At 70.2% G+C, this 17,634-nt stretch carries 14 protein-coding genes and 5 pseudogenes; 7 read left to right on the top strand and 12 right to left on the bottom strand.

Annotated features, from left to right (window positions below):
- Positions 1-29: 29 nt before the first annotated feature.
- The 6 genes and pseudogenes from ACFY9E_RS17625 to ACFY9E_RS17600 all read right to left on the bottom strand — a co-directional run bounded on the left by ACFY9E_RS17625 (position 30) and on the right by ACFY9E_RS17600 (position 8,241).
- Positions 30-3,947 (bottom strand): helix-turn-helix domain-containing protein, encoded by a 3,918-nt coding sequence (locus tag ACFY9E_RS17625; protein ID WP_390984536.1) that lies wholly within the window; start codon positions 3,945-3,947, stop codon positions 30-32.
- A gap of 173 nt (positions 3,948-4,120) precedes the next feature.
- A complete protein-coding gene (locus ACFY9E_RS17620) occupies positions 4,121-4,564 on the bottom strand; it encodes a peptidase inhibitor family I36 protein (RefSeq protein ID WP_390984534.1) in 444 nt (147 codons plus the stop codon).
- A gap of 89 nt (positions 4,565-4,653) precedes the next feature.
- Positions 4,654-5,103 carry a peptidase inhibitor family I36 protein gene (locus ACFY9E_RS17615; RefSeq protein WP_390984532.1) on the bottom strand — a complete coding sequence of 150 codons (450 nt, stop codon included), beginning with the start codon at positions 5,101-5,103 and terminating at the stop codon, positions 4,654-4,656.
- A gap of 134 nt (positions 5,104-5,237) precedes the next feature.
- A complete protein-coding gene (locus tag ACFY9E_RS17610; RefSeq protein ID WP_390984530.1) occupies positions 5,238-6,161 on the bottom strand; it encodes a hypothetical protein in 924 nt (307 codons plus the stop codon).
- Between the two features lie 207 nt (positions 6,162-6,368).
- Positions 6,369-6,603: pseudogene (locus tag ACFY9E_RS17605) on the bottom strand (e9imm peptide).
- 150 nt (positions 6,604-6,753) lie between these two features.
- Positions 6,754-8,241: a hypothetical protein gene (locus ACFY9E_RS17600; protein WP_390984528.1), complete on the bottom strand. Its 1,488-nt coding sequence runs from the start codon at positions 8,239-8,241 to the stop codon at positions 6,754-6,756.
- Between the two features lie 292 nt (positions 8,242-8,533).
- Between ACFY9E_RS17600 and ACFY9E_RS17595 the strand changes: the two genes are divergently transcribed.
- Together ACFY9E_RS17595 and ACFY9E_RS17590 are read left to right on the top strand one after the other, a co-directional pair.
- Positions 8,534-9,061, top strand: coding sequence for a hypothetical protein (locus ACFY9E_RS17595; protein ID WP_390984526.1), 528 nt, complete (start codon positions 8,534-8,536; stop codon positions 9,059-9,061).
- A gap of 121 nt (positions 9,062-9,182) precedes the next feature.
- A complete protein-coding gene (locus ACFY9E_RS17590; protein ID WP_390984524.1) occupies positions 9,183-10,352 on the top strand; it encodes a LuxR C-terminal-related transcriptional regulator in 1,170 nt (389 codons plus the stop codon).
- 449 nt (positions 10,353-10,801) lie between these two features.
- Here the strand turns inward: ACFY9E_RS17590 and ACFY9E_RS17585 are convergent, their stop codons facing one another.
- Together ACFY9E_RS17585 and ACFY9E_RS17580 are read right to left on the bottom strand one after the other, a co-directional pair.
- Positions 10,802-11,113: a hypothetical protein gene (locus tag ACFY9E_RS17585; RefSeq protein ID WP_390985149.1), complete on the bottom strand. Its 312-nt coding sequence runs from the start codon at positions 11,111-11,113 to the stop codon at positions 10,802-10,804.
- Positions 11,010-11,277: pseudogene (locus tag ACFY9E_RS17580) on the bottom strand (leucine zipper domain-containing protein); the annotation flags it as partial. The gene ACFY9E_RS17585 and the pseudogene ACFY9E_RS17580, both read right to left, overlap by 104 nt.
- A gap of 92 nt (positions 11,278-11,369) precedes the next feature.
- Between ACFY9E_RS17580 and ACFY9E_RS17575 the strand changes: the two are divergent.
- Complete coding sequence (locus ACFY9E_RS17575; RefSeq protein WP_390984521.1) at positions 11,370-11,975, top strand: hypothetical protein; 606 nt, start codon at positions 11,370-11,372, stop codon at positions 11,973-11,975.
- A 144-nt stretch (positions 11,976-12,119) separates the two neighbouring features.
- Here ACFY9E_RS17575 and ACFY9E_RS17570 read toward each other — a convergent pair.
- Positions 12,120-12,937, bottom strand: a protein-coding gene (locus ACFY9E_RS17570; protein ID WP_390984519.1) for an IS5 family transposase whose coding sequence is annotated in 2 segments (ribosomal slippage) — positions 12,120-12,599 and positions 12,602-12,937 — 816 coding nt in all. Because the reading frame shifts where the segments join, the coding sequence is not laid out codon by codon here.
- A gap of 178 nt (positions 12,938-13,115) precedes the next feature.
- Between ACFY9E_RS17570 and ACFY9E_RS17565 the strand changes: the two genes are divergently transcribed.
- The 3 genes and pseudogenes from ACFY9E_RS17565 to ACFY9E_RS17555 all read left to right on the top strand — a co-directional run.
- The gene (locus ACFY9E_RS17565) at positions 13,116-13,547 is read left to right on the top strand and encodes a hypothetical protein (RefSeq protein ID WP_390984516.1); all 432 of its coding nucleotides are present in this window, start codon (positions 13,116-13,118) and stop codon (positions 13,545-13,547) included.
- A 40-nt stretch (positions 13,548-13,587) separates the two neighbouring features.
- A pseudogene (locus ACFY9E_RS17560) lies at positions 13,588-13,728 on the top strand (IS5/IS1182 family transposase); the annotation flags it as partial.
- Positions 13,729-14,263: 535 nt separating this feature from the next.
- Positions 14,264-14,320 (top strand): annotated as a pseudogene (locus ACFY9E_RS17555) (hypothetical protein); the annotation flags it as partial.
- A 164-nt stretch (positions 14,321-14,484) separates the two neighbouring features.
- Here ACFY9E_RS17555 and ACFY9E_RS17550 read toward each other — a convergent pair.
- A pseudogene (locus tag ACFY9E_RS17550) lies at positions 14,485-14,681 on the bottom strand (HNH endonuclease); the annotation flags it as partial.
- 496 nt (positions 14,682-15,177) lie between these two features.
- Between ACFY9E_RS17550 and ACFY9E_RS17545 the strand changes: the two are divergent.
- Positions 15,178-15,783, top strand: coding sequence for a hypothetical protein (locus tag ACFY9E_RS17545; RefSeq protein ID WP_390984514.1), 606 nt, complete (start codon positions 15,178-15,180; stop codon positions 15,781-15,783).
- Between the two features lie 853 nt (positions 15,784-16,636).
- Here the strand turns inward: ACFY9E_RS17545 and ACFY9E_RS17540 are convergent.
- Together ACFY9E_RS17540 and ACFY9E_RS17535 are read right to left on the bottom strand one after the other, a co-directional pair.
- Positions 16,637-17,119: a DUF3618 domain-containing protein gene (locus tag ACFY9E_RS17540; protein ID WP_390984511.1), complete on the bottom strand. Its 483-nt coding sequence runs from the start codon at positions 17,117-17,119 to the stop codon at positions 16,637-16,639.
- Positions 17,116-17,544 carry a phage holin family protein gene (locus ACFY9E_RS17535; protein WP_390985105.1) on the bottom strand — a complete coding sequence of 143 codons (429 nt, stop codon included), beginning with the start codon at positions 17,542-17,544 and terminating at the stop codon, positions 17,116-17,118. The genes ACFY9E_RS17540 and ACFY9E_RS17535 overlap by 4 nt, the downstream gene beginning before the upstream one ends.
- Positions 17,545-17,634 lie beyond the last annotated feature (90 nt).

The following is a 17,634-nucleotide window of genomic DNA, read 5'->3' as shown; positions in this document are numbered from 1 at the left end:
GGAAACCCCCTCCGAGCAGGGACGCCGCATCAGTCCCGGCCGTCGCAGGAAGCCCCGTTGGAGAGCGGGACCCCCGGCAGGAGTTCGGCGCGTTCGTCGGCGCCCAGGTCCGCGCGCAGTCGGCAGATTTCCGCCAGCCGCGCCCCGGGGTCGAGGTCCCACAGCCGTACGGTGCCGTCCGTGCTGCTGCTGGCGACCGTGTGCCCGTCGGGGGCGAAGGCCACGCTCCACACCGCGTTGGTGTGCCCGGTCAACGTGGCCCACGGACGCCGTCGGGCCACGTCCCACAGGCGCACCGTACGGTCGTTGCCGCTGCTGGCGAGCGTACGGCCGTCCGGAGCGAAGGCGATGCCCCGGGTGGAGCCGGTGTGCCCGGTCAGGACGGCCTGCGCACGGCGCCGGCCCACGTCCCACAGCCGTATGGCGCCGTCGTTGCCGCTGCTGGCCAGGGTCCGCCCGTCCGGGGCGAAGGCGACGCTGCGGACCGCGCCGGTGTGGCCGTCCAGGGTGCCGAGCGGCCGGCGCGTGGACACGTCCCACAGCCGTACGGTCAGGTCGTCGCCGGCGCTCGCCAGGGTTCGGCCGTCGGGGCTGAAGGCGACGCCGTTGACGTAGTCCTGGTGGCCGGTCAGCGTCGCCCGCGGCGTGCGTTCGCCCACGTCCCACAGGCGCACCGTGCGGTCGGCGCCGGCGGAGGCCAGACTGCGGCCGTCGGGCGCGAAGGCGACGGAGAGCACCTGCCCGGTGTGGCCGGTCAGCGTCCTCAGCGAGGAACGGGCGGCCACGTCCCACAACCGGATCGTGCCGTCGGAGCCCGCCGACGCCAGGGTGCGTCCGTCGGGTGCGAAGGACACCGAGAAGACCGTCTCGGTGTGGCCCCGGAGCGTCGCCAGCAGCCGCCGCCCGCGCACCTCCCACAGGCGCACGGTGTGGTCGGTGTCGGCGGTGGCCAGCAGGGACCCGTCGGGGCTGTACCGGGCCTGCCACACCTCCGTGAACGGACGTGGCGTCAGCACCGGGCCGCCCAGGTCCCACAGGACGACGGACCGGTCGAACCCGGCGGTGGCCAGCAGGGCGCCGTCGGAGGTCACGGCCGCGCCCATGACGTAGTCGGTGTGACCGGCCAGCACGGCGGTCTGCCGGCCGCTGCGGACGTCCCACAGGCGGGTCGTGCCGTCGCCGACCGCGCCGATGACCGTGGCGCCGTCGGGCGTGTACGTCACGGCGTTGATGTCGTCGCTGCTCCCGGACAGCACGGCGGTCTGCCGGCCGCTGCGGACGTCCCACAGCCGTACTGTCCGGTCGATGCCGCCGGAGGCCACCTCGCGGCCGTCCGGGGAGAGTGCGGCGCCCAGCACCTCGTCGGCGTGTCCCTTCAGCACGGTGAGCTGCCCCGCCCGGTCGGTGTCCCACAGCCGCACCGTCCGGTCGGTGCCGGCGGAGACCAGGGCCCGGCCGTCCCGGGCGTACCCCAGGGCGTTGACCGCTCCCTCGTGTCCGGTCAGGGTGGCGGTGATCCGCGGGGTGCGCGCGGTGTCCCACACCTCGATCTCCCCGCGCGTGGTCGCGACGGCGAGCCTGCCCCCGCGGGGGTCGAAGGCCAGCTTCCGGGCGCCGTCGGTGCCCTCACCGAGCACGGCCGTCCGCCGGGCCCCGGCGACGTCCCACAGACTCACGGGACCGTGTGCCGACGTCGCCGCCAGGAGGCGGCCGTCGGGGCTGAAGGCGACCGAGCGGACCGGACCGCGCACCGCGAACGTGGCGGTCGTGCGGCGGTCGTGCACCCGGCGCAGCGTCACCGTCCCATCGGAACTGGCCGTCGCCAGGGTCCGGTTGCCCGGCGCGAAGGCCACCGCGTTGACCGGGCCCCGGTGGCCGCCCAGCCGACCGGAGAACGGCTGTGACTGTGTGCTCAGCAGCGCGCCGCGCGCCTCGGCGGTGGCGTGGGTCCGGTAGGCCTCTCCGGCCAGCAGCATCGATGCCTCCGGCTGGCCCCCGGCGAGCGACGCGGACCGTACGGCGAGGGCCTGGGAGCGCGCGACGCGTTCCTGGTCGAGGGCGCTCTCGCGCTGCTGGTAGGCGAGAGCCCCGGCGGTCAGGGCGAGCCCCAGCAGCACGACGAGGGTGGCCAGCATGGACTGCCGCAGCCGGACTTGGCGTCTGGACTGCCGCTCCAGCACCTCCCGCTCGGCCAGGCTCGCCCTGAGGAACGCCTCCTCGCCGGGACTGAGCCGGCTCCACCCGTCCAGTTCGTCGGCCCAGGAACGCACGGTGTTCAGCCGGGTGCCGCGGTACAGGGCGGACGGATCGCGGCCTTCGCGCTCCCACTCCGCGGCGGCGTGCGCCAGCTGCTGGTGGAGCAGCAGTCCGGCACGGTCGGCGTGGATCCAGTCGCGCAGCCGCGGCCAGGCGTGGAGGAGGGCCTCGTGGGTGATCTCGACGGTGTCGCTGTCCATCGTGATGAGCCGGGCCCGTACGAAGGCGTCGAGTGCGGCGGTCGCGCCGTCCGCGTCGGCGAGCTGCTCCATCAGCGCCGCCCGGCTCATCCGGCGGCGGGTCGCCCGGGCTCCGTCCGCGACGTACACCAGGCGGGACAGGACACGGCGGAGCGTCTTCTGCTCGGCCGGATACAGCCGGGCGAAGACGTTCTCCGCGGTGCGTGCGATCGCGCCCTGGATCCCGCCGGCCCGCTCGTACCCGGCGACGGTCAGCGCGGAGCTCTCACGCCGCTGCCAGGTGGCCAGCAGGGCGTGGGAGACGAGGGGGAGGGCGCCCGAGGGCGTCTCGTCGGCTCCGGGGCGGGTCCCATGCGCGGCGCCCGGGGAGGTGCCGCCCGGTCCGTCGCGCAGTCCCGCGTCGCGCAGGAGCAGGGGCACGAGGCCCGGCTGGAGGGTCAGTCCGGCGAGTTCCGCCGGGCGCGTGATGGACTCCCGCAGCTCCACCACGGACATCGGGGGCAGCACGAACAGCCCGTCGGTGAAGACCGGGGCCAGTTCGGGCAGTTCCAGACAGTTGCCGGTGAAGTCGGCCCGCATGCCGAGCACCACCACGGCGGGTCCGTGCCCGCTGCCCTCCGGCCGGGACGCCGCCAGCGCGCGAAGCACCCGGACGAAGGAGCGCCGCTCGTCCTCGTCCGCGCAGAGCGTGAAGAGTTCCTCGAACTGGTCGACGATCAGCACCGGCCGGCAAGGCGGGGGCCGGCGGTCCCCCGGAGCCGCGGACGGGGCGTCCGTCATGGCCCGTACGGCGTCCAGTACCGCGTCGGGGTTTCGCCGGGCTTCCTCGACCGTGACGCCGAGGTCCCCGCCCACCGCTTTCGCTGTGCGCTCCAGCAGCTCGTCCAGGGGCCGCGAGGTGGGCGTGAACGTCACCACCGGCCACCGGTCGGCGCCCGGCATCGGGAAGTCGCCACGCCGCAAAGCGGGCACCAGTCCCGCGTTGAGCAGCGACGACTTGCCCGCGCCCGAGGGAGCGACCAGTAACAGCGGGCCGTCGCCCACCCGTTCGAAGACCCGTTCCACGAGGGCGGCCGTCGCGCGTTCCCGGCCGAAGAACCACTCCGCGTCCTGCGGGGTGAACGCCGACAGGCCTCGATAGGGACAGGCCCCGTCGGACTGGCGCTCGGTGAGCGCGGCCTCGAGGGCGTCCCCGCCGTCGGAGGGCGGCCTCTCCTGGACGAGCCTGAGCAACTCCCCGTCCGCACCGAGCACTTGGTCGCACAGGCGGGCGACGTCGAGGGTAGCCCGCTTCGTCCCGGTCTCGATCTTGCTGAGGTAGCCCTTGCTGTAGTGCGTCTGCCGTGCCAGATCGGTCAGCGACAGGCCGCGCGCCTGTCGCAGCCGTCGCAGTTGTGCGGGGAAGGAGTGCGTGGTCAGCGCGTTCCGGTCCCGCCCGTTCCGGTGGTCGGTGTCATGCCCGTGCTGCGGATCTCCCACGGTGTCCCCCATGGCAGTGCGTCCGTGAGACGGCGGATGCCCAGGCTACTGCGGGGGCGCTCAGGGCAGCCAAGCCTTTCCCCGTTGTGGCGAAAACGCGAACGTCCGGAACCGTGGGGCGGTTCCGGACGTTCTGTGTCGCTCGCTGCGCCAGGTCAGGTCAGGTCAGGTCAGGTCAGGTCAGGTCAGGTCAGGAACGCTCCGCAGGCGGTCCCGTTCACCCACCGGTGCGCGCTGATGGCGTCGTTCACCACGGTGCCGTCGCTGAACCGGTTGTCGGTCAGGTCGTCGGCGTACCCCTCGCCCGGGGCGAGGCAGACGTGTCCGCCGGCGTAGGTGGGCTTGTCGTAGAACGCCACGTGGTCGAAGCCACTGGTGTAGGCGCGGTTCATCACGGACGCGGCCCTGTTGTCGGCGTCCGGCCCCCAGCTCCCGCTGTGCGGGACCGGCAGCAGGGCGCCCAGGCAGTCCTGCTCGTCCCAGGCGTACATCCGCCCGTTGGGCGGACCCCACTTGCCGGCGCAGCCCGGCCCGGCGACGGCGTCCTCCGCCGCCTCCGCGGCCGCCGGGGTGGCGAGGCCGAGCGTGGTCAGGCCCAGCACGGCGGCCGTGACGGTGATCTTGCGCATGATGTTCCCCCTGGCGGTGAGGACGGGTCACCGGAAGGGCGGGGCGGCTCACGCAGTCGCGGGCCGCCCGTTCCTCACCGGTCCGCGGATCAGGTCAGGAAGGCCCCGCAGGCGCTCCTGGCCACCCAACGGTGCGAGGTGATGTTGTCGTTCACGATGACGCCGTTGGTGAACCGGTTGTCGGTCAGGTTGTCGGCGTACAGCTCGCCCGGCGCCAGACACGCGTGGCCGCCGCCGTGGTTGTCGTTCTCGTAGAAGGCGACGTGGTCCAGGCCGCCCGTGTAGCCGCGGTTCATGACGGAGGTGGCTTTGTCGTTGGCCGCCGCACCCCAGTTGCTGCTGTTGCCCGGCGTGGCGATCAGCAGGGTGCCCCCGCAGTCCAGGTCCTGCCAGGCGTACATGTTGCCGTTACGCGGTCCCCACTTGCTGTTGCACCCGGGGCCCGGAACGGCGCTCTCGGCCGCCTGTGCGGTGGCGGGTACGGCGAGAATCAGGGCGGCGAGCCCCAGGACCGCTGCGGTGACGCTGATCTTGCGCATGGTGTTTCCCCTCGTTTCCTGTCACTGTCGGTGTGTTGCCGGTCGTGCGGAGGTACGGGTGCGGGTACGCGGGCCGGCGGCCTGGCGCACCGCGCCGCACCGGTGAGCGGTGTCCGCTCCGGAGCGCGGAGTGGTCAGCGGCGCTCCGGAACGATCCGCACCGCCCGGTCGTAGGCCTGCTGACCGAGGTGCCGGTAGGTGTCGATGTCCTTGCCGAACCGGTCACGCATGCGGTCCAGGTAGTACGTCTCCCGGGCCGTGGCCACGGCCCGCAGGGAGGTCTGTTGGGCACAGGTGGCGTCCGCGACGGCGGTCCTCCGCTCGGCGGCGAACGCCTCGTCCGAACGGGCCGGTCCCAGCCGGCCGGTATGGACGCGGACGGCATCGCGGGCTGCCTGGGGATCCTGGTAGGACTGTCCCGCCCGTTTCATGCACCACGACCATGCCCGTACCGCGGAGCCGAGCTGACGGTCCTTCATGAGCTTCTCGCTGTAGAGGGCGTTGAGGCCCGTGACGACTTTTCCGGTGCGGAACCACGCGACCGGATCGCCGTAGAGCCTGCGCTCGACCTCTTCCATACAGCCGCCCAGACGCTTGCGGATCTCCCCGCCGCCGGGCAGGGTCACCGTGAGCACGCGGGCGTCCGTGCCGCCGTCCAGCGCGGCGTCGAAGGCCGCGCGCCGGCCTGCGGAGAGGCTCTGCCGGTAGGTGCCGACGGGGTTGCGCGCATGGAGGGCCTGGCCCTTCGCCTCTATTCGGCCGCCGTACCCATGGGTGCGGGCCCACGCCACGTCGTCCTGCACGAAGCGAACCGGCCGGCTCTCGTCGAGCGAAAGACCGCGGTCCTCCCAGAAGGTGAAGCCACGGCGGTTCATGCACTGCTTGGTCAGACGCTGCTGCGCGTCGGCGACCCGCAGTTCCTGCTGCCAGGTCAGCGCCGCGGGACGCGAACGCGGGTTCTGCGCACGGCCGTCGTCGTCACCGCCACCGGTGCACCCGGTCGTGATGGCCGCGGTGGCCGCCACCGTCGCGTAGATGGACACCAGTACCCGTCGCATGGACTCCGCCCCCCTTCACCGCCGCCGGCTGACGGATCCAGAGTTGCCCCGCCGCCGGCCGGCGGTCGACGGGTTTCCTGTTGCCCACCGGCCCGGCGACCGGGAAACCTGGGATGAGCAGGGGGGACGCCGGGGTGAAGGCAACGCGTGGGACGGGGCCGAGAGAGGGGCTGGGTGGTGAGGGCCTGGGCCGCTCGCGGGCCGGGTTCACATAGCGATCGGCCGGTACGTCAGGGCTTGATCGACTACCTCATCAGCCGAAAGGCCCCGCGTCGGTCGGCGGCCAGAAGATCAAGTCGCTGACGTGACCGGACGGGCATGCCAGTGCTCTGTCGAGCCTGTCCAGCCAGCCGTCCACCTCGTCCTCCGAGGTGTAGTCCGCTTGCATGATCCGCTGCACGAGCGCGACGGCATCCGCACGACTCATCTCCACCGCACTCATCGGGTCCTTCCGCCACGTCATCCTGACGAGATGGGTGATCGCCCGGACAGTTCGTAGGCGGCCACGACGCGGATCAGCCCCGGTTCACCTTCGCCTCGCTGTCCCGAGCGAGGCGAAGGTGAGTCCACAGCCCCCGGCGCCCTGTCCTCGTCAGCCTTCCACGTGGGGGCTGACGAGGGCGGCGCCGAAGTACCCCTTCATGTCGCCTACGGTGATGCCGGCGCTCTTGCCGCACAGGTTGACCGAGCCGTTCAGCACAGGGCCGGACGCCGAGCCGCGGGCCAGCCAGAGGCAGCCGTCGGCATTCTCGGTCGGGGCGCCGACGACGACCTCAGCCTTGCCGTCCTTGTTGAGGTCGGCGATGTGGACTGCCGTGCCGAACCAGTCACCGGTCTCCGCTGTGCCGGGGACGCCCGCGGTGTTCTGGGTGTAGCCGGCCGCCTTGGCCGTCGTCAGGCCGGAAGCGGAGCCACGCAGAAGGACGGCTGTCCCTGCCGAGGCCTGCGACCCGACGGACTCCTCGGGGGAGCCGACCAGGACGTCGGCGTACCCGTCGGCGTCGACATCGCCGACGCTCAGGGACTGGCCGAACCAGTCGCCCCATTCCGCAGTGCCGGGAACGCCCGCCGTGTCCTGGTGGAAGACCTTCGGTTTCTGCCCTGCGGTGATGCCCTGGGGGCCACCGTAAAGGACCTGGATCTCGCCGCCGCGGTGAGCCGCCGGAGTAGGTGCGTTGGAGCGGGAGTCGTCGTCGGCGATGCCGGTGACGAGGTCACCGTAGCCGTCGCCGTTGATGTCGCCGATCTGCCCGGCGTGACCGTCGGCGTACGGCAGCTCGATGCCCCGGTTGACGAGCGGGTCCTCCAGGTCGGGGGCTCCCGCGTCGAGGGTCACCGGTCCGCGGATGTCACCGTCGGTAGGACCGGCCAGGTAGAAGCGTTCGGCCCTGCCGTCGCCGTTGACGTCGCCCATCACCACCCCACGGGCGTTCTCCCGCCATTCCAGGTAGCGGGAAGCCGCCTGGCCGGTACGGGAGAAGGGACCGCTGTATGAGGCGACGTTGCAGCCCGAGCCGACCCCGACCTCCGGGGCGCCGTCGCCGTTCATGTCGCCGGTGGCGATGGACATGCCGAACCGGCAGTAGGTCCGACCCTCGCCGTACTTGGCCGGAGGGGCGATGTTCGCGCCGCCCCTCAGGCCGTTCGGCCCGCCCCACACCACGGTCACCGAGCCACGCGACTCGGCCCCGTCGACGTCCTCACCCGGCGCGCCGACGAGCAGGTCGGCGTAGCCGTCCCGGTCCAGGTCCGCGCTCGCCACCGTCCTGCCGAAGCGGTCGGACTCCTCGGCGGTGCCGGGGACCCCGGTGGTCGCCTGAGAGACGACCGTACTGCGGGTGGTGCTCAGCGAGGACGCGGAGCCGTACATGACCACGACCGAACCGGCCTCTTCCACCGTGCCGTTGGTGGCGCCCGGAGCCCCTACGGCCAGGTCACGGTAACCGTCACCGTTGAAGTCGTCCTGCACGGACGCCGTGTTGGCACCCTTGAACGGCGAGACGGCGGACGATGTCACGGGCGTGAGGGTGACGGCGGCGGAGGCGGTGAGCACGGCGGCCGCCGCAACTACTCGATGCAACGAAACTCCTTGTCTCGACAGCGGATCGCCCCCAAGACACGCGAGTCGAAGGAAAGGTTGTACTTCAGGCACACCAATGTCGCGCAAGTCGGGCTGTTGTACAGCCCGGACGAGCACCCCATGTGCCGTCGGACGGTACCGGAGCCGGACAGGAGGGTCGATGACGGAGCGGCGGCGGCCAGAAACCCCACTTATCTGGGATGGGATACGCCTGCCGACCGCGGCACTCTTTACCTGGCCGATGGCGGCGAGCCGCCTCCGGCCCATTCGTGACGACAACAAGGGGGAAGAGATGTCCGTACGAAGAAACGCCATCGGGATGCTCGCCGCAGCCGCTGCCGCCGCCGGCCTGACGGTGACGGGAGCTCCGGCTGGCGTCGCGGCCCCAGCCGAGGCGGGCCACGCGGTCACGGCGTCTGTGTGGCGGAACATCGCCCTGACCGGCACCTACACGATCCGCGACGATGAGGGCGTTTTCGCCGCCGGTACCTACTGCAACGGCAACATCGCCTCAGAGGGCTGGGTGAACGAGGTCCGCACGCCGTCCGTGTGGTGGGAGACCACGTGCGGGGGCGAGATCCGTGTGGAGAAGCACGTATCCGCGCAGACGGACGCCGCCGGCGGAGTCACGATCCACGTGACCCTGCGGTTCTACGAAGGCACGAACGACACCAACACCGACCTCGACGCCGAGTACAACTTCAACCGCTACGTCCCCGCAGGACAGACCTCGACGGTCAGCGAGATCACGCTCCGCAACGGGGAGAACGGCGGCAAGGACTGGGCGAAGCTCAACCTCGTCCTGCACAACAACCGCTGACCGGTATCGAGGCGTCGGTCTCGCGTCCCGGGTACATCCGGTTCCCGGGCACGGTAAGCGGAGGCACACCTACCTGCGCAGACCGGGCTCGGGAACTGCTGTACACGCTTAGCCTCGGACCATGAGGCGCTACGGAGGAGTGACGCGAGTCGGCGAGATCGGGGACGCTGCGGCCCGGGCGGCGCAGTCCGCGCGCAGCGTCGAGGAATTCTTCGAGGCGGTGAAACGGGTCATACGGCCTGCGCTGCGGTTCGATGTGTGTGCCTGTGTGACCGTGGATCCGCAGACGTTGATGAACACCGGCGGTGACTACCGAGACGGCCTGCCGTCCGCCATGATGCCGCGCATGCTCGACATCGAGTACCGCGAGGGGGATGCCAACGACCTGTCGGATCTGGCGGCCAGACCGACGCCGGTGGGCCTTCTCAGCCGGGAGACGAGCGGGAACCTCGACCGCAGTCCCCGGTACCGCGACATCATGCGACCCCTTGGTTTCCGCGACGAGTTACGTGTGCTGCTGCGGGACCGCCACGGGGCCTGGGGCGCCCTGGTCATGGGTCGTGCGGACGACGCGCCCCCGTTCGGCTCGCCGGAGCTGGCCGCGGCGGCGTCATTGGTCCAGCCGCTGGGCAGTACGCTGCGCCGGCTGCACCTGACGCGGCTCGCCGAGGAGAATGCCTCGGGGGTGGCGCCGGGACTGGTGCTGCTGGACGGCGACCATCAGGTGGTGCATGTGACGCCCACCGTGGCCATGTGGTTCGACGACCTGACTCACGCCGACGGCGTGCCACCCGGTGACCACGGACTGCCTCCGGCCGTGTATGCGATGGCGGCGGCGGTGCAGGCTGCAGGGGCCGCGGCCTCCCACGCCTCGTGGATGCACAGTCGCAGGCATGGCCGGGTGCGGTTGCACGCCTGGCGCTTGGACGAACCCACGGCGACCTCGGCCCACACCGCCGTCGTCGTCGAGCGGGCCGGGCCCGCCGAGCACATCTCTCTGATCGTCGCGGCGTACGGGCTGACCCCTCGTGAGAGGGACCTCACGGTTCTGGTGCTGCGGGGGAAGTCCACAGCCGACATCAGCCGGAGCACCGGCTTGTCACCGCACACGGTCCAGGATCACCTGAAGGCGGTGTTCGACAAGACGGGAGTCCGCAGCCGGCGAGATCTGGTCGCCGCTGTCTTCGCTCGTCACTACTTGCCGGACATAACGCCGGCAGCATCCGAGCCACAACGTCGTCCTCAGGGCTGGAAGGCAAGTCCTCGGCAGTCAGTGCCACGAACTTCCTGAACACGGCTGTGCGCGCGGACGGTTGGCTCCCCCGCGCCTGAATGCTCGCGGTCTGATAGAGGTTACCGCCCTCGTCCGGCGCCTTTTACCAGACGACGGTGTCGAAGTCGCCCTGCCTGAGGTGCGCCAACTCCCGGCCCACGGCGGTCCTCCCGCTCCCCGCCATGCCGTGCAGAGTGTGCCGGTACGCCCGCTGCCGAGCCTCAGTCCTTCGTTCACCCGCGTCATCAGCGCCACTCGGCCCACGAACAGCGGGGCCGGCGCGGGCACTGCGCTCACGGCCGCACCGCCCCTTGTCCGTGGCTCGCGGGGAGGCGGTGTCAGGCATCCGGTCCGGCTCCCTCACCCTGACCCCGCTGAGGAGTAGCGGTCAACGACGAGCTGACGCATCTTTGTGCGCGGAAAACGTTCCGTTCGCGGAGGTCAAAGGGGGTTTCCCGGCGCTACTCTCACGGCGTGGCCCCGTCAGCGGTGCAGTGGCTGCCCACGATCTGGAGCCGGTGGCCGCTGACGATGTCCAGCTCGTCACCGTCGGTCCAGATGTCCGAGAGCTCCTCGTGCCCCGGGGCCGGGGTGAACCGCCAGTGCTCCTCGCGGTAGCCGGGTGCTTTTCCAGTTCCACCGTGGCGTACTCGAAGTCGTTGCGCAGTCGAGACGGCGGACCGGGCCCAGCTTGCGCTGTTGCCGCAGGGGGCAGACCTGATCCTCCACTGCTGCAGGGGTGCGGTGCCGCGTCGTGCGGGGCCGGCTGGACCGGTCATGCAGTCCGGCCACGCCCTGGGTCCGCCATCGGCGGATCCACTTGTGGGCTGTGGCCCGTGACAGGCCATCTCGGCAGCGACATGGCGACCGGACGGCCGCAACGGGCACGCTCGATCAGCAGCCGCCTGCCGTGCACGGTCAACCGGGCATCACGGTGGGACACGAAGATTCCCGTGCGTGGTGGCGGCGTTCCTCGAGGACCCGCCTCCAAGGGGGCGGCCAGCCATTTCGTATCTTGACCGCATGGGCGTGTGCATGGAGGTTCTGATCGTCGATTGGGCCCATCTGAAGTCGGTGCCGGCTGGACAGAGGGACGAACTGGTGGAGGAGGCCGCGTTCGGCCCGGACGATGCGTATGACTACCTCCCTCCGCCGGGGTGGACATGGCCCGACCCCATGGAGGCGCGGTGGTGGGGGCGCTACGAGTTCCTCGACACCATGACCTCGTACAAAGCGCACTTCTGGGCTGGCGAACGCTGGAACGAACTGCGCGCCTTCGTCGACACGCCGCTGCGGGACGCTCTCGACCAGTTCAGCGCCCCACTGTTCTGGGACGGCTCGATCTACGCGTCCCCGACTTCAAGCGTCTCCCCGAGCATCGAGTCACACGCCTGTGACTGGACCTCTCAACTCGATGTCATGCTCTGGCTGCTGCCGGAGGAAGTAATGGCGCTCCATCACTTCTGGGGGCAGGTCGAGCCGCACCTCGACACACTGCGCGATCCCTTCGACCGCCACCTCACCGACCCCTTGGGCTGGATCCAGGATTTCGCATCGTTCTCGCAACTCGTCACCGAATGGGGTGACGTCGTCGGCCAGGCCGCCCGGCGCAACTGGGCTGTCATCGGTCTGCGGTGCTGAGTACTTTCGGCCGCCAGCCGCTCGAGCCCACAACACCGAACCATGTGCCGGTACTGCGCACCGGCCGGAGTGTCACCTTCGACCGCGCGGGAGGCTTCGCGCGCGGCCGGGACGGTGCCAGGCGGGATACCTCTCTAAGACGTCCTAACAAAGGCGTTGGACGTGGCGGTGGGTGATCAGGCAGGTGGCGAGGCCGAGGAAGGCTTCGTGGATGTCGTCGCGTCGTTCCCAGCGGATCCGCAGTCGGCGGAAGCCGTGCAGCCAGGCGATGGTGCGCTCGACCACCCAGCGGAAGACGCCCAGGCCCGAGCCGTGTTCCTGACCTCGTTCGGCGATCACCGGGGTGATGCCCCGCGCCCGGACAAGGCGCCGGTACTTGTCGTGGTCGTAGCCCCGGTCAGCGAGCAGGGCATCAGGGCGCCGGCGCGGGCGGCCGACGACACCGGCGACCGTCGGGACCTTGTCGAGCAAGGGCAGGAGTTGGGTGACGTCGTTGCGGTTGCCGCCGGTCAGCGACACCGCGAGCGGGATGCCCTGGCCGTCGGTGAGGACGTGGTGCTTGCTGCCCGGACGTGCGCGGTCGACCGGGCTGGGACCGCTTTTGGGCCCCGCCGGGCCGCCCGGACATGAGAGGAATCGATCACCGCCCGCGACCAGTCGAGCTTCTTCGCCACCCGCAGCTTCTTCAGCAGCACCAGGTGCAGTTCGTCCCAGACGCCGGCCTCGTTCCAGGCGGCCAGGCGCCGCCAGCACGTCATCCCCGAGCCGAAGCCCAGCTCCTGCGGCAGGTACTCCCACTGGATGCCGGTGTGCAGCACGAACAGGATCCCGCACAAGGCCTGACGGTCCGGGACCCGCGGCCTGCCCTCGACCAGCTTCGGACCCGGCTCGGGCAGCAACGGCTCGATCAGCGACCACAGTTCATCCGAGACGATCCACGGACGCGACTCCCTCTTTCCCACGACCAGACCAACGAGCAACCAAGCCGACAGTCACATGATCAACAGCTTCTGTTAGGACCTCTAAGGGGCGTCCCGAAAATTAGGGGCCTGGCGGGACGCCAAGCATCGGTTGGTAGGGTTGTCCGTATTTGGGTGGCCAGGGCATTGAGCCGGCCTCAGATCTCATGGAGGCCGGGCGGTGCAGTTCGTCTGCCGGAGCTTTGGACTGTCGGACCTGCCCCGGCGCGGCCTCACACTGCAGGAGGCGCCCCTGGAGGTGCTGCTTCTCGACATCGAGGCAGAGCTGTCCATCTGGGAGCAGGGGCGGGAGGTGTGGTCCGAGGAGGCGTTCCCGGTGGCTGAGCTGGCGTACTACCTGGCGCTCTGGCTCCAGAGCCCAGCTGTCGGTCATGAGAACTTCGAGCTTGATTCGATGCAGGCTGAGAAGGGGATGATCGGCATCGTCCACTCCGATGAGGGCTGGCGGGTCGGTTCCATCTTGACGCCGGACTTCTGGACCTCACCCGTCGCTTGGGACGTTCTCGTGGCAGAGATCAAGCGGTTCGACCGTGCCGTGCGCGAGGGCATTGCCGGGATGGGCATCGACCCACGTTTCATCCCAGAGCTCTGATACTGTTCCGGCCCGGCCGACCGGTTGGGATGATCAAGGTGTGGCTGGTGTGATCACGGTGTCGCAGCCGTCCTGAACAGGCCCGTTCACCGGGCTGAGCCCGCGCTGTTTCCGTAAGCTCCTGACCGCGCTGCGCCGCAAGGGAGCAGACGCAGTCCGGCGGGGCCGGCCGTGGAGCCTCACCGGTATCCAGCCCGAGTGTGTGTCAGGTGCCGGCAGCCTCTTCCACACACCGTCGTGGTGGTGCTGGAGGACCTCCGCGACGAACGCCACCAACTGCGCGTGTATCCATACCCAGTCGTCCTCTTCGAACTGCTGCCATGGCATACGGAGGACGAAATCGTCCATGAGAGGCAGGGCTGAGAGAGGATCATGCTGGAACGCGTCCAGATCCCCGCCCAGAGCGTCGATCATGTCTCTGATGGCGGCGCGCCCCTGGCTCTCCCACGTGGCCATGTCTATGTGCATCGCCCCGGCGTAAGCACCTCCGCGAACGCACCGGACAACCGAGGCAGCTTGCGCGGCGCTGAGGTTCATCAGGGCACCGCATGACGTGTGCTGCGCGTGCCGACCGGCTGGATACGGCCCTCCAGCAGCCCGCTGAGTACGTCCGTCTTCAGCCGCGACACCGCGCACGAACCCCGGCTGCTCTACCCGGTCGAGTGAACACGCACCGGACCGGGGATCCACAGGATCACGAAGGTGTCGAGCCAGACATGAAGCCGATCAGTGAAGCGCACGTGGCGCAGCGAGGACTGGCCGCCGTTGACGTTGCGGCGTGCGACGACCAGACCGCGTTCGTCATCCAGGAACTGCTCGCAGGCGGTGGGCGACCGCGTCGGCGGTCCGGAGACCTCGATGCCGGGCGAGTCCGGTGCACGGCCGCTGCTACCTCGATGTGCGCCAGGAACTCAGGCCACAGCGCTGAGACCTTTGCCTACGAGACCGGTTCGTACGCGACGCACTGCAGCGGGCAGTCGCCTGCCATAGCTCCCGCAGGGCGGCCAGCCCGGGGCCGTCCGCGGTCAGGCTCCAGCGGAGCTTGGTGGCGACCCACTCCGCGGCATAGCGACAGTGCACATCCGCGGCGGGCGGCAGCCACTGGGCGGGGTCCTGATCGGCTTTGCCGCGGTTGAAGGGGTCGACCAACTGTCCTTGGGGACGGAGTCGCGGATGGCTACACCCGTGAGGGCTTCCGCCACTGGAACGCCGGCGACACCCCGACGGCGGGCATCGGCGACCTGTGGCGAACGTGCAGGGGCCCCACAGGTCGTGTTCCGCGGGGAGACCGGCAGAGGCGGCTGGCTCGGCATGCTGACTGTTGGCTTGTCCTTCCACCCGCTTCGGGATTGGGCACCGACCACTCCTATGGCAAGCGAACGGTCGGCACACTCCTTCGCCGAGCTCCAGCAGCCGACGTCCTGTTCGCCAGGACGAGGACGGCGAGGCGGGGCAGAGCCTGTGGGAAGTCCGGCGGGCTGGCCCCTGCCGGTCCGTGTCCTGACAGGCGCCCTGCAAGGGCCCTGTCTCTTGCGTGGGCTCGGCAGGCCCGCGCCCTTGTCACTGGTGGGTGCGATGATCGCCGTCACCGGCGTGAGGACGCTGGTCTCGCAATCCAGGGGCGGCTCGTATGGACACGTGGCAGGAAGTTTCGGAGTCGGTGGAGAAGCGCCTGGCAGTCGCGTCATCCGGTGAACGCATGGTGTTCGCTGCTGGCATCGCGGAACGGCTCATGAGCTGGCATGAAGCAATGCCCGCAGAGGAGCGGGCGCCCTTCACGATGAGCCTGCGGCCCCTGCTGAACTCCGTGTGGGAGGGCGTACTCGGTGACACCACTGCCTTCACGGCGGTGAAGTGTGGTGTCGCCGAATACATGCTCAGCGACTACTGCCACAACGACGGCCAGGACGGCCCCGACGATGCGGACGAGCACGCCGCGGCAGCAACGCTGTATGCCGCGCACGCGTATCTGTTCGGCTGCAACGACTTCGCGGTCTGGTCCAGTCGACGGGCCGTAGAAGCGATCGACCATCACCTGGAATATCTCGCCGAGCAGAACGAGGACCTGGCCGAACCCGACGAAGCACTCCTGGCTGAGCTTCAGCGCCAGCTGCGAGATCTCGACCTCATCGCGAACTACTCGAAGGACCTCCGCTACTCCGGCACGGGGCTGCCGATCGACACGTCGATCCGGCTCCGGGTGGAACTTCGGATTCCTCTCTCCAGCCGGGACTGACCACCCCAGACATCGCACCGCTCAGAGGTCTACCCTGGCGTACAACGCGAACGCCACTCCCGTGTTTGAACGCCCCCGCGGGTGACCACGTCGTGCTGTGCCTCTTTAGCGCGCGCCAAAGGCTCGAGGCGTTCATGCGGCCGCGACCGCTGGCCGAAGGCGCGAACCAGTCGGGACCCGATCGCGGTCCTGCAACGTCGTCTTCCACGCCCTGTGGCACGAGCACTTGACGGCACCGCCGGATATACCGCTGCACCAACGCGTCCTGCCGGGCCGCCCGGGAATCGAGCGGCCCGGCAGGAGGGGAAGCGCCAGGTGAGCGCGCGGTGCCATGCCGGGCCGACGGTGAAGGTCGGGGCGCGCACGTCCGCTTCAGCGGCGTGAAGTGGCACGTGGTCGCCCTGTCCGGGCAGGACATCCATCTCATCGGGCCGGACGGCGGAGGTGAGGCCGTGCTCGCCAGGCATCATCCGTTCGCCGCCCCCCGGCTTCACCGTCATCAGGGCAGGCCGATGTGCCCCACGCAGCCCCGCTGTGGGCGCACCGCACCGCCCACCGCCGCGCGCGAGACGGCTCTGGCGCAGCAGCGGCAACGGCAACGGCACGTCAGGGAAGTCGAATGCGGGCTTGCCGACGGGCCCCGGCAGCAAAGCGGTGGTGCGCCGTACGGCCCCGCACGGCACTCGGGCCCCGAGCGGGACCAGGCCAAGCCGCGCTACTCGTCGGTGGCGTCCCGGGTGTCCTCCTCATGGCCGAGCATCTACGCCTGCTTGAAGGGGCCGGCGGCGAGCATGCCCTGACGGCACCCAGCGCCAGACCGACCGGCTTGTAGGCGATCTCCGGCGCCTACAGCTCACCTCTGCCGACGGCGGCGGACCAGCCACACCAGGACGGCCGCACCGGCTGCTGCCAGCAGCAGATTGCGGTTGTCCCGCGCCAGCTGTGCCCCCTGGGCGGTCTTCTGCCGCACCGGTTCGGGTGCCTTCTCTTCCCACAGCTGACCGGCCTGGGCAGCCTTCGCCTTGGCCTGCCCAGCGGCTTGGGCGGTTTTGTCCTTGACCGGGTCGGGCAGCCTGTCCTGCGCCTGGTGGGCCAGGCCAACAGCCTTCGTCTTCAGTTCCCCGGCCTTGAGGGCGGCTTGCCCCTTCAAGTCGCCGGCCTTCGCGGCGGCCTGTTCCTTGACCTCGGCGGCCTTCTCCTGGGCGCGGGCCTTGACATCTGTCTTGGCCGCCAGCGCCTCGACCGTCTCCCCGAGCTCGGCGCGGGTCTGCTCGACCTGCTCGCGCAGTTCCTCGGGGCTGGAGGCGGTGGGCTCGTCGTGAGGCGGCTGGGTCATCGCTTTGCACTCTCCTTGATCTCGGCCACGTCGGCCTTCACGCTCTCGACCGTCTGCTCGGGCGTGGGCGGCGCGGCCTGGTCGACCTGCTTCTTTCCAGTCATGGCCATCACTGCGGCGATCACACCCAGGACCGCGGTGACGATCAAGGCGGCGGCCCATACCGGCAGCGGCACCGACAGCGCCGCGATCGCGGTGGCGACCAGCGCCTGCAGCATCAGGAAGCCGACGATTCCGGCGCCGCCGAACAGTCCGCCGCCTTTGCCGTACCGCTTGCCTTTCTCCTTCATCTCCGCCTGCGCCAGCCTCAGCTCGCCGCGCACCAGCTCCGTCAGCTGCTGCGAGGCCCGCTGCACCAGTTCGCTCACCGGCTCATCGGTGCTGTGAGTACTCCTGCGGTCGGGGCCGGCAGGGGGTGGCTGCATGGTCGACACGACGATCACCTCCCGTCCGTCTCGGGTTCACTACGACGGGCCGTGGTGCAGCCCGTCTACTGGTGAGCACGCGAGTACCCC

The sequence above is a fragment of the Streptomyces sp. NPDC012466 genome, assembly GCF_042955215.1.
GTDB lineage: Bacteria > Actinomycetota > Actinomycetes > Streptomycetales > Streptomycetaceae > Streptomyces.
This window is presented reverse-complemented; position numbering and strand designations above follow the sequence as displayed.